Raw genomic sequence first — 11523 nt, 5'->3', positions numbered from 1 at the left:
CGCCTACCTCCAGCACGGCGGCCGGCCCGCCTTCGAGGTGCGGGCCGTGCTCGCCGCGACCCTCTCGCCCGCCTGGGGCATCTACAGCGGTTACGAGCTGTGCGAGAACACCCCGCTGCGGGAGGGCAGCGAGGAGTACCTGGACTCGGAGAAGTACCAGCTCAAGCGACGGGACTGGGAGGCGGCCGCGCGTGAGGGCCGTACCATCGCGCCGCTCATCACCCGGCTCAACACCATCCGACGGCAGCACCCCGCGCTACAGCGCCTGCGCAACCTCCGCTTCCACCAGACCGACAACGTTGCCGTGCTCGCCTACAGCAAGAGCACAGGTACCGACACGGTCATCGTGGTCGTCAATCTCGACCCGCACCACACCCAGGAGGCCACGGTCTCGTTGGACATGCCGCAACTCGGCCTGGACTGGAACTCCGCCCTGTCCGTGCACGACGAACTGACGGGTGAGACGTACCGCTGGGGCAGGACCAACTACGTGCGCCTGACGCCCGGCAGCGCGCCGGCGCACGTGCTCCACGTCGGGCGTCCGATGCCCCAGAACGGAGGGCCCGCGGCCTCATGACCGTCAACGAACCCGTACACGACACCTTCGAGGACACCCCTGCCAAGGACCGGGATCCGGAGTGGTTCAAGCGCGCCGTCTTCTACGAGGTCCTGGTCCGTTCCTTCCAGGACAGCAACGGCGACGGCATCGGCGACCTGAAGGGCCTGACCGCCAAGCTCGACTATCTGCAGTGGCTCGGCGTGGACTGTCTGTGGCTGCCGCCGTTCTTCAAGTCGCCGCTCAGGGACGGCGGTTACGACGTCTCCGACTACACCGCCGTACTCCCGGACTTCGGTGACCTGGCCGACTTCGTGGAGTTCGTCGACGCCGCCCACCAGCGCGGCATGCGCGTGATCATCGACTTCGTCATGAACCACACCAGTGACCAGCACCCGTGGTTCCAGGAGTCCCGCAAGAACCCCGACGGCCCGTACGGGGACTACTACATGTGGGCCGACGACGACAAGCAGTACGAGGACGCCCGGATCATCTTCGTCGACACCGAGGCCTCCAACTGGACCTTCGACCCGGTGCGCGGCCAGTACTACTTTCACCGCTTCTTCTCGCACCAGCCCGACCTCAACTACGAGAACCCGGCCGTGCAGGAGGAGATCCTCGCGGCCCTCAGGTTCTGGCTGGACCTCGGGATCGACGGCTACCGGCTCGACGCGGTCCCCTATCTCTACGCCGAAGAGGGCACCAACTGCGAGAACCTGCCGGCGACCCACGAGTTCCTGCGGCGGGTACGCCGCGAGATCGACGCGATGTACCCGGACACCGTGCTGCTGGCCGAGGCGAACCAGTGGCCGGAGGACGTCGTCGACTACTTCGGCGACTACTCCACCGGCGGCGACGAGTGCCACATGGCCTTCCACTTCCCGGTCATGCCGCGCATCTTCATGGCCGTACGCCGCGAGTCGCGCTACCCCGTCTCCGAGATCCTCGCCAAGACGCCGGCCATCCCTTCCGGCTGCCAGTGGGGCATCTTCCTGCGCAACCACGACGAGCTGACCCTGGAGATGGTCACCGACGAAGAGCGCGACTACATGTGGGCCGAGTACGCGAAAGACCCACGGATGCGCGCCAACATCGGCATCCGGCGCCGCCTCGCACCCCTGCTCGACAACGACCGCAACCAGATCGAGCTCTTCACCGCCCTGCTGCTCGCGCTGCCCGGCTCGCCGATCCTCTACTACGGCGACGAGATCGGCATGGGCGACAACATCTGGCTCGGCGACCGCGACGCCGTCCGCACCCCCATGCAGTGGACCCCCGACCGCAACGCCGGCTTCTCGACGTCGGATCCGGGGCGGCTGTATCTGCCGACGATCATGGACCCGGTCTACGGCTACCAGGTCACCAACGTCGAGGCGTCGATGTCGTCGCCGTCCTCGCTGCTGCACTGGACCCGCCGCATGATCGAGATCCGCAAGCAGAACCCCGCCTTCGGTCTCGGCTCGTTCACCGAACTGCAGTCCTCCAATCCGGCGGTCCTGGCGTTCCTCCGCGAGTACGGCGACGACCTGGTGCTGTGCGTCAACAACTTCTCCCGCTTCGCCCAGCCCACCGAGCTCGACCTGCGGGCCTACGACGGCCGGCACCCGGTCGAGCTGATCGGCGGCGTCCGCTTCCCCGCCATCGGTGAACTTCCCTACCTGCTGACCCTGCAGGGCCACGGCTTCTACTGGTTCCGGCTCACCCGAGTCGCATCCCGGATCGGCCGCCGTCGCTGAACGACCGGCGCCGAGGAAAGGACGCGTCACCATGCCGAAGACCATCACTGTCCGACCGAGCACGGCGGCCGGGCTCGACGGTCCCCTGGTCTCGTTGGGCGAGCTGCTGCGCGAGTGGCTGCCGAGGCAACGCTGGTTCGCGGGCAAGGACCGGCCCGTCACCGATCTGACCGTGGTCTCCCTGACCGAGCTGTTCCCGGGATGTCTGCATCTGCTGGTGCACGCCTCGCACGCGCCCGTGCCCACGCCGGGCGGCACTCCCCCGCCCGGTGACTGCTACCAGCTGCTGCTCGGGCTGCGCGAACACCTCGCCCCTCGGCTGGAGCGGGCGTACATCGGGCGGGCCGATGAGGGCCCGTTCGCCGGGCTCGCGGTGTACGACGCGCTGCACGACCCACGCTCGGCGAACCTGCTGCTGGAGCGGCTGCGGCAGCCCGGCGCGGCCGGTCCGCTGCGGTTCGAGGCCGACCCGGCCGCCCACCTGCCCGGCGGTCTGCCGCCGCGCCTGCTGGACGCCGAGCAGTCCAACTCGTCGATCGTGTACGGCGACGCGTACATCCTGAAGGTCTTCCGCCGGATCCAGCCGGGCGTGAACCCGGACCTGGAGGTGACGGCCGCGCTGGCCGCCCAGGGCTGCACCCGGGTGCCGGCGCCGGTGGCCTGGTTCGGTACGACGGCGCCGCAGCCGGCCACGCTGGGTGTGCTGCAGCCGTTCCTGCCGGACGCGACCGACGGCTGGACGCTGGCGCTGCGTGCGCTCGCCGCCGGCGACGAGTTCACCGCCGAGGCCGGTGAACTGGGCCGGGCCATGGCCGAGGTGCACCTCGCGCTGGCCGAGGCGTTCGGCCCGGCCGGGCCGGGCGAGAACGGCCGTACGGCCGAGGCGATGTGCGCCCGGCTGGACGCGGCCGCGCACGCCGTTCCGGGCCTGCTGCCCTTCGTGCCGGGGCTCAAGGCCGCGTTCGCGGCGCTCGCCACCTGCGACACCGGGCCGCCCGCCCAGCGCATCCACGGGGATCTGCACCTCGGGCAGGTGCTGCGGGCCGGCCGCGACTGGTTCGTCATCGACTTCGAGGGCGAGCCGTCCCGGCCGCTCGCCGAGCGGTGTGTCCCGCAGTCCCCGGTGCGGGACGTGGCGGGGATGCTGCGCTCCTTCGACTACGCGGCCCGGCAGCGCCGCCCCTGGCGACCCGAATGGGCGCGCCGCTGCCGGGAGGCGTTCTGCGCGGGCTACGCGGCCCGCGCCGGCTGGGATCCACGAAAGAAGCACGCGCTGCTGCGCGCGCACGAGACGGACAGGGCGGTCTACGAGGTGCTGTACGAGGCAAGACACCGGCCCGACTGGCTGCCGGTACCGATGGCGGCGATCAAGCGGCTCGCCGTGTGGGGAGGATGACGTCATGGCTCTGCGCGACACCTCGCTCCCCGAGGCGGCCGGCCCCGCGCCGGCGACCGCAGTCCCGCTCGGCCCTGCCGACCGCGGCCGGCTGCTCGGCGGCGCCCACCATGATCCGCACGCCCTGCTCGGCGCCCACCCGGTGCCGGGCGGCACCCTGTTCCGGGCCCTGCGCCCGAACGCGCGCGCGGTGCACGTCGTGGTCGACGGGATGCGCAGCCCCCTCCGCTCGGAGGGCGACGGTCTCTTCGCGGGAGTGCTGCCGTACCCGGAGATCCCGTCGTACACGCTGCTGGTGACCTACGACGACGCCGTGCAGGAGGTGCACGACCCGTACCGGTTCCTTCCCGCGCTGGGCGAGCTGGACCTGCATCTGATCCGGGAGGGCCGGCACGAGCAGCTGTGGCAGGCGCTCGGCGCCGAGCCGCTGACGCACCAGGGCGTGACCGGCACCCGGTTCACCGTGTGGGCGCCCAATGCCCAAGGGGTGCGGGTGGCCGGCGACTTCACGTACTGGGACGGCAGGCAGTACCCGATGCGGTCGCTCGGCGCGTCCGGCGTGTGGGAGCTGTTCCTGCCCGGGATCGGCGAGGGCGCCCGCTACAAGTTCGAGATCACCTCGCGTCACGGCCACCGCTTCCTCAAGGCCGACCCGATGGCGCGGTGCACCGAGGTGCCGCCGGACACGGCGTCGGTCGTCGCGGTCTCGCGGCACGAGTGGGGGGACGCGGAGTGGATGGCGCACCGGGGCGACGTGCCCGTGCACCAGGCGCCGTTCTCGGTGTACGAGGTCCATCTGCCGTCCTGGCGACCGGGACTGACGTATCGCCGGCTCGCCGACGAACTGCCTTGCTACGTCAAGGAGATGGGCTTCACGCATGTCGAGCTGATGCCGGTGGCCGGGCATCCGTTCAGCGGCTCCTGGGGCTACCAGGTCACCTCCTACTACGCGCCGACGCCCCGCCTCGGCTCCCCGGACGACTTCAAGTACCTGGTGGACGCACTGCACCGGGCCGGCATCGGCGTGATCATGGACTGGGTGCCGGCGCACTTCCCCAAGGACGACTGGGCGCTGGCCCGGTTCGACGGGGATGCGCTGTACGAGCCCGGAAACGCGACGCGCGCCGAGCACCCGGACTGGGGGACGTACGAGTTCGACTACGGCCGCACCGAGGTGCGCAACTTCCTCGTCGCCAACGCGGTGTACTGGTGCCAGGAGTTCCACATCGACGGGCTGCGGGTGGACGCCGTCGCCTCGATGCTCTACCTCGACTACTCGCGGGACTCCGGCCAGTGGCAGCCGAACGTGTTCGGCGGGCGGGAGGACCTGGACGCGGTCACCTTCCTGCAGGAGATGAACGCCACCGTCTACCGGCGCTGTCCGGGTGTGGTGACCATCGCCGAGGAGTCCACCGCCTGGGACGGGGTGACCCGGCCGACGGACAGCGGCGGGCTCGGCTTCGGGCTGAAGTGGAACATGGGCTGGATGCACGACTCGCTGCAGTACATCCAGAAGGAACCCGTGCACCGCAAGTACCACCACAACGAGATGACCTTCTCGATGGTGTACGCCTACAGCGAGAACTACGTCCTGCCCATCTCCCACGACGAGGTGGTGCACGGCAAGCAGGCGCTGGTGTCGAAGATGCCCGGCGACTGGTGGCAGCGGCGGGCCAACCACCGCGCCTATCTCGGCTTCATGTGGGCCCACCCGGGCAAGCAGCTGTTGTTCATGGGGCAGGAGTTCGCCCAGGGGGCCGAGTGGTCCGAGGCGCACGGCCCCGAGTGGTGGCTGCTCGGCGACGACTACCACTCGGCCGGGGACCACCGGGGCGTGCGGGATCTGGTGCGGGATCTGAACACCGTGTACCGGGCGACGCCGGCGCTGTGGCAGCGGGACTCCGACCCGGGCGGCTTCCGGTGGGTGCTGTGCGACGCGGCGGACGACAACGTCTTCGCGTTCCTGCGGTACGCCGCCGACGGCTCCCCCCTGCTCGCGGTGTCGAACCTCTCCCCCGTCGTCCGGCACGACTACCGGGTGTGGGCCGGCGACGAGGTCCCCGCCTGGCAGGAGGAACTGAACACCGACGACCTCCGCTACGGCGGCGGCGGAGTCGGCGACGAGGGGCTGCTGAAGCCCGAGGACGGGTTCCTGAAGCTCACGCTGCCGCCGCTCGCCACGGTCTGGCTGACGCCGGAGCACTGAAAAAACCACAGGTGTCGGCGGCCCGCCCAGGGGCAGTCGGGGGTCGTACAGAGCCTTGACTGCCCCTCGTGGCACGGACACGGAAGGTGGCACCACGTGCGCACCGTGGGTGTGGAGGAGGAGCTCCTTCTGGTCGACCCGGACAGCGGCGAACCGAAGGCGCTGGCGGCGGCCGTCCTCGCCCGGGTCGCCCATGACGATCCGGGGCAGCACGTCTTCGAGAAGGAGCTGTTCCGGCAGATGCTGGAGTTCGCCACGCATCCGCAGGCGGACATGGCGGACCTCGGCGAGGAGATCGTGCGCTGCCGCAAGGAGGCGGCGCGGCACGCCGGGGAGCTCGGCTGCGCGGTCGCGGCGCTGGCCACCTCTCCCCTGCCGGTCAGCCCCTCCCTCAGCGTGAACGACCGCTACGAGTGGCTGGCCGAGCACTACGGGATACCGACCTGGGAGCAGCTGGTGTGCGGCTGCCATGTCCATGTGTGCGTGGAGTCGGACGAGGAGGGCATCGCCGTCCTCGACCGGATCCGTTCCTGGCTCCCGGTGCTGCGTGCGATCAGTGCGAACTCGCCGTTCTGGCAGGGCCGGGACACCAGCTACGCCAGTTATCGCAGCCGGGTGTGGAACCGCTGGCCGTCGGCCGGGCCGACCGAGCCGTTCGAGTCGGCGGAGCGGTACCACCGGCGGGTGGCGGACATGGTGGCCACCGGTGCCCTGCTGGACACGAGGATGGTCTACTTCGACGCGCGGCTGTCCGTCCGCTATCCGACCGTGGAGGTCCGGGTGGCCGACGTGTGCCTCGGTGCGGACACCGCCGTGCTGATCGCGACGCTGACCCGCGCGCTCGTGGAGACGGCCGCGCGGGACTGGCGGGCGGGCCGGCCGGCGCCCGGCCACAGCGTGAGCCTGCTGCGGCTCGCCGACTGGCAGGCCGCCCGGTTCGGCCTGGAGGGGAACCTGCTCGACCCGCCGACCATGCGGCCCGAGCCCGCCCCGCAGGTGCTGCGGTCGCTGCTCTCGTACACCCGGGACGCGCTCACCGCCACCGGCGACGCCGACCGCGCCGAGCAGGGCATCGCCGAGCTGCTGCGGCGCGGCAACGGCGCGCGCGAGCAGCGCCGGCTGCTGGAGCACGGCGGCGATCTGCGGGATGTCGTCACCGAATGCGTCCGGCGTACCCAGGGCTGACCGTCCGCGGCCAGACGATCATTGGCCCAGCCCCAGGGCGGGCTGTGTGTCTCGTGGGGCCCCGCCTCCGGCAGGCTGCTCCCGGCGGGCGGCGTCTCGCCGGGCGGTACCGCGCCGCCGGGCTCCAGCCCGGTGGTCCGCTCGGGCTCCGGATCGGGGCACCTGACTCATGTCCGCCGAGTCCCCAGGACACGGCCACATCATCAGCCGATCACGACTTCCCCGTTCCCGGCACCGAACGCGGTCCGCTGGGCTACATTCGAGCACCGCCGACACTGAGCCGATCGGCGGAGTGACCCTCTGTACATCCAGGAGCAGCGCATGCGCGACGTCGCCCTCGCTCCCGCCGTTGCCCCGCCGCTCACCGGCGGCCTCGCCGACAGCGTCTTCGACACCGCGGAGCGCAGTCCCACCCTGCCGGTGCTCGCCCACCGTCTGGATTCCGCCGCCACCGTGTGGCACGAGGTGACGGCCGTCGAGCTGCGCGACGAGGTGGTCGACCTGGCCAAGGGGCTGATCGCCGCCGGGATCAGCCCCGGTCACCGGGTGGCCCTGATGTCCCGCACCCGCTACGAGTGGACGGTGTTCGCCCACGCCCTGTGGGCCGTGGGCGCCGAGATCGTGCCGGTACATCCGGCCTCCTCGCGGGACCAGGTCGAGTGGATCCTGCGGGACGCCGGCTGTGTGGCCGTGGTCGTGGAGGACGAGCAGGGCGTCATGACCGTCGGCACGGTGTGCGCCGGGCTGCCGCGGCTGCGGCACGTCTGGCAGCTGGACGCGGGCGCGCTGCCCGAACTCGTCGAGCACGGCGCGATCGTGCCGTACACCACCGTGGAGTCGCTGCGCCGGATCGTGCTGCCGGACGCCACCGCGGCCGTCGTCTACACCTCCGGTACCTCCGGCCGCGCCCAGGGCTGCGCGCTGAGCCACGGCGGTCTCGCCTACCCCTGCGACACACTGCTGGCCGGCTGGCTGCACACGGCGGCCCCGCCGGGCGTACAGCCGTCCGTGCTGGCGTTTCTGCCGTTCTCCCATGTGTACGGCCTCATGATCATGCTGATGTGCGTGCGCGGCGGCGTCCTGATGGCGCACCAGCCGGAACTGACGCAGGCGTCGCTGACCTCGGCGCTGGCCACGTTCCGGCCGACGTATCTGTACGGCGTGCCGTCGGTGTTCGAGAAGCTCTACACGAAGTTCCTGCAGGCGGCCGAGCAGGCGGGCCGGGGTGCCCTGTTCGAGCGGGCCGCGCAGACCGCTCGGGACTACGCGGCGGCCGAGGAGCGCCGCCGGCTGGGCACCGGGCCGGGACCCGGCTTCGAGCTGAGGGTGCAACACGCCCTGTACGAACGGACGGTGTACCGCAGGCTGCGCGCGGCGCTCGGCGGGAGGGTGGTGCGCGGCACCTCCGGCGGTTCCTCGCTCAGCCGCGAACTGTCCCTGTTCTACGAGGGCATCGGGGTGTTCGTCCACGACGGGTACGGCCTCACCGAGGCCTGCGGCGGGATCACCATGCAGCCGCTCGGCCGGGAGAAGTCCGGTACGGTCGGCCGGCCGCTGCCGGGCACCGAGGTCCTGGTGGCCGACGACGGGGAGATCCTGGTGCGCGGCCCGTCGGTGTTCCAGGGCTATGTCGGCGACGAGCCGGCGACGCGGGCCGCGCTGCGCGGCGGCTGGCTGGCCACCGGGGACATCGGACGGCTGGACGCAGAGGGCTACCTGACGATCACCGGGCGCAAGAAGGACATCATCGTCACCAGCGGCGGCAAGAGCGTCGCCCCGGCCCCGCTGGAGCAGCGGCTGCGCATGCATCCGCTGGTCCACCAGGCGGTCGTGATCGGCGACGACCGGCCCTGTGTCGGCGCCCTGATCACCCTGGACCCGGACTTCCTCGCGCACTGGCGGGCCACCCTGGCGCTCCAGGGCGACAGTCCGGGCCGGGAGAGCCGTGAGGAGAACGCGCTGCGGGAGGAGATCGCGCGGGCCGTCGCCACCGCCAACAGCGCCGTCTCCCGCACGGAGTCCATCCGGGTCTACCGTGTGCTGCCGGAACCGTTCGCCCCGGACAACGGACTGCTCACCCCGTCGATGAAGCTGCGTCGCGACGCGATCGTGCGGCACTACGCCGCCGAGATCGACGCGATGTACCAGGCGCGGTCGCGGACGGCGCGTCTGCCGCAGGAGCCGGCCGACTGGGACGAGCCGGACGACGTCTTCCGCTGACGCCCGCCACGGATATCCCGCCCGGCTGCGGGAACTCGCAGGCACAGAATGAGATCAGCACCGACAGCCGTCCTGGGCGGAGGGTCCCGCCACGCCCTTGACCGCCCGGGACCGGGGATTGCGAGATGGCGACGGAGCCACGTGGGGACGACACACCGCCCTCGGCGGACGGGTACGAGCGCACGTTCTCCTTCACCGGTGAACTGCGCAACGTCACGGAGGCCCGGCTCGCCGCGGAGGGGTTCCTCTGTGCGCTCGCCACCCAGGCGCCGCCCACGGCACCCGAGTACTGGGACGACATACTTCTGGTGGTCACCGAGCTGGCCGCCAACGTGATCCAGTACGCGCCCGGGCCGTTCGGTCTGCGGATGCGGCGCACCTTCGACGGGGTGCACGTGACGATGCGCGACACGAGCACCACCAGGCCGGAACCGCGGCCCTTCCACCCGCGCACGGGCGGCGGCGGCATCGGCTGGCACCTGGTGCACACGCTGTGCACGCAGGTCAGCGTCGTCGTCGACGACGAGGGCAAGGACATCCATGTGTTCCTGCCGTGGTGACCACGACGTGCGGGTGACCGCGGCGTGTGTACGACGTGTATCTGTGCGACAACCGGTTACTCCTGTCCCAGCGGGGGCATGCTGGTGCCCACGCGTTCGTCTGCCTGCCGCACCCGGCTGGCGGAACGGCTCGGGGCACGGTGGGATCAAAGCTGGTGCGCATCGATCCAGGGCAAGCGAACGGCGTCGAGTCGGACCGCCTGGAGCCGCAGAAAGGGATGAACACCGTGACACGACCCAGGATCCTGGTGGTTGGCGCAGGCTTCGCCGGAGTCGCGTGCGTCCGCCGCCTGGAGCGGAAACTCGCTCCCGCCGAGGCCGACGTCACCCTGGTGACGCCGAACTCCTACCAGCTGTATCTGCCGCTGCTGCCGCAGGTCGCCTCCGGCGTGCTGACGCCGCAGTCGATCGCCCTGAGTCTGCGCCGCAGCAAGAAGTACCGCACCCGGATCATCCCGGGCGGCGCCATCGGCGTGGACCTGAGGTCCAAGGTGTGTGTCGTCCGCACCATCACCGACAAGACCGTCGACGAGCCCTACGACTACATCGTGCTGGCGCCCGGCAGCGTGACCCGTACCTTCGACATCCCGGGGCTGACCGAGCACGCCTTCGGGATGAAGACCCTCGCCGAGGCCGCGTACATCCGCGATCACGTCATCACTCAGCTCGACCTCGCGGACGCCAGCGACGACCCCGCCGAACGGGCGGCGCGGCTGCAGTTCGTGGTGGTCGGCGGCGGCTACGCCGGCACCGAGACCGCGGCCTGTCTGCAACGGCTGACGCATGCCGCCGTACAGCGCTACCCGCGGCTCGATCCCGGCCTGATCAAGTGGCATCTGATCGACATCGCGCCCAAGCTGATGCCGGAGCTGGGCGAGAAGCTCGGCCGCAGCGCGCAGGAGATCCTGGGGCGGCGCGGCATCGAGGTGTCGCTGGGCGTGTCGATCGACAAGGCCGGCGCGGAGGAGGTCACCTTCACCGACGGCCGGGTGGTACCGACGCACACGCTGATCTGGACGGCCGGCGTGGTCGCCAGCCCGCTGATCGCCACGCTCGGCGCGGAGACGGTCCGCGGCCGGCTGGCGGTGACCGCCGAGATGACCCTGCCCGGTCACGACGGCGTGTTCGCACTCGGGGACGCGGCCGCCGTGCCCGACGAGGCCAAGGGCGAGCCGGGCGCGGTCTGCCCGCCCACCGCGCAGCACGCCATGCGCCAGGGCAAGAAGGTCGCCGACAACGTCATCGCGACCCTGCGGGGGCAGCCGCTGACGCCGTACGTGCACCACGACCTGGGCCTCGTCGTCGACCTCGGCGGCAAGGACGCGGTGTCCAAGCCGCTCGGCGTGGAGCTGCGCGGGGTGCCGGCCCAGGCGGTGGCCCGCGGCTACCACTGGTCGGCGCTGCGCACCAACGTCGCCAAGACCCGGGTGATGACCAACTGGCTGCTGAACGCGGTCGCCGGCGACGATTTCGTCCGCACCGGCTTCCAGGCCCGCAAGCCTGCCCGGCTGAAGGACTTCGAGTTCACCGACGCCTATCTGACACCGGAACAGGTACGGGCCCGGGTGGAGGGCACGGCCGTCGACAATCCGTAGCCGGACCCGGCTCGTCGAGGCCGCCGATCGCTTGCCAGGGGTCGGCGGTCCTCGCGGGGCCGTCTTCGA

Annotated in this window: 8 protein-coding genes and 1 pseudogene; 8 read left to right on the top strand and 1 reads right to left on the bottom strand. The window is 71.2% G+C overall.

The genetic code is table 11. The features are described from left to right. From SRB17_RS28505 to SRB17_RS28485, 5 genes are all read left to right on the top strand, one after another. Positions 1 to 577, top strand: a 577-nt coding sequence (locus SRB17_RS28505) for a DUF3459 domain-containing protein (RefSeq protein ID WP_153542938.1), incomplete at its 5' end; no start/stop codon positions are given. Next, a complete protein-coding gene (gene treS / locus SRB17_RS28500) occupies positions 574 to 2292 on the top strand; it encodes a maltose alpha-D-glucosyltransferase (protein WP_153542937.1) in 1719 nt (572 codons plus the stop codon). The genes SRB17_RS28505 and treS, both read left to right, overlap by 4 nt. 31 nt (positions 2293 to 2323) lie before the next feature. Next, positions 2324 to 3688, top strand: a complete 1365-nt coding sequence (locus SRB17_RS28495; RefSeq protein ID WP_153542936.1) for a maltokinase N-terminal cap-like domain-containing protein — start codon at positions 2324 to 2326, stop codon at positions 3686 to 3688. Positions 3689 to 3692: 4 nt separating this feature from the next. Beyond that, positions 3693 to 5894, top strand: coding sequence for a 1,4-alpha-glucan branching enzyme (gene glgB, locus SRB17_RS28490; RefSeq protein ID WP_153542935.1), 2202 nt, complete (start codon positions 3693 to 3695; stop codon positions 5892 to 5894). Positions 5895 to 5990: 96 nt separating this feature from the next. Beyond that, entirely contained in the window at positions 5991 to 7079 is a 1089-nt protein-coding gene (locus SRB17_RS28485) for a glutamate--cysteine ligase (RefSeq protein ID WP_323376342.1), read from the top strand. Between the two features lie 8 nt (positions 7080 to 7087). Here SRB17_RS28485 and SRB17_RS48590 read toward each other — a convergent pair. Beyond that, positions 7088 to 7207, bottom strand: a pseudogene (locus SRB17_RS48590) (DUF6480 family protein); the annotation flags it as partial. Positions 7208 to 7400: 193 nt separating this feature from the next. Between SRB17_RS48590 and SRB17_RS28480 the strand changes: the two are divergent. The 3 genes from SRB17_RS28480 to SRB17_RS28470 all read left to right on the top strand — a co-directional run bounded on the left by SRB17_RS28480 (position 7401) and on the right by SRB17_RS28470 (position 11454). Beyond that, a complete protein-coding gene (locus tag SRB17_RS28480; RefSeq protein WP_153542934.1) occupies positions 7401 to 9299 on the top strand; it encodes an AMP-dependent synthetase/ligase in 1899 nt (632 codons plus the stop codon). 125 nt (positions 9300 to 9424) lie between these two features. Further along, complete coding sequence (locus SRB17_RS28475; RefSeq protein ID WP_153542933.1) at positions 9425 to 9859, top strand: ATP-binding protein; 435 nt, start codon at positions 9425 to 9427, stop codon at positions 9857 to 9859. A 218-nt stretch (positions 9860 to 10077) separates the two neighbouring features. After that, on the top strand, positions 10078 to 11454 hold the full coding sequence (locus SRB17_RS28470; RefSeq protein ID WP_153542932.1) for an NAD(P)/FAD-dependent oxidoreductase: 1377 nt from the start codon (positions 10078 to 10080) through the stop codon (positions 11452 to 11454). Positions 11455 to 11523 lie beyond the last annotated feature (69 nt).

The sequence above is a fragment of the Streptomyces sp. RB17 genome (genome assembly GCF_009604455.1).
Taxonomy (GTDB): domain Bacteria; phylum Actinomycetota; class Actinomycetes; order Streptomycetales; family Streptomycetaceae; genus Streptomyces.
This window is presented reverse-complemented; position numbering and strand designations above follow the sequence as displayed.

Bases quoted from the DNA above. Each gene is read 5' to 3' on its own strand.
- SRB17_RS28475 (WP_153542933.1), top strand. From the start codon at position 9,425: ATGGCGACGGAGCCACGTGGGGACGACACACCGCCCTCGGCGGACGGG.
- SRB17_RS28470 (WP_153542932.1), top strand. From the start codon at position 10,078: ATGAACACCGTGACACGACCCAGGATCCTGGTGGTTGGCGCAGGCTTC.
- glgB (WP_153542935.1), top strand. From the start codon at position 3,693: ATGGCTCTGCGCGACACCTCGCTCCCCGAGGCGGCCGGCCCCGCGCCG.
- SRB17_RS28495 (WP_153542936.1), top strand. From the start codon at position 2,324: ATGCCGAAGACCATCACTGTCCGACCGAGCACGGCGGCCGGGCTCGAC.
- SRB17_RS28480 (WP_153542934.1), top strand. From the start codon at position 7,401: ATGCGCGACGTCGCCCTCGCTCCCGCCGTTGCCCCGCCGCTCACCGGC.
- treS (WP_153542937.1), top strand. From the start codon at position 574: ATGACCGTCAACGAACCCGTACACGACACCTTCGAGGACACCCCTGCC.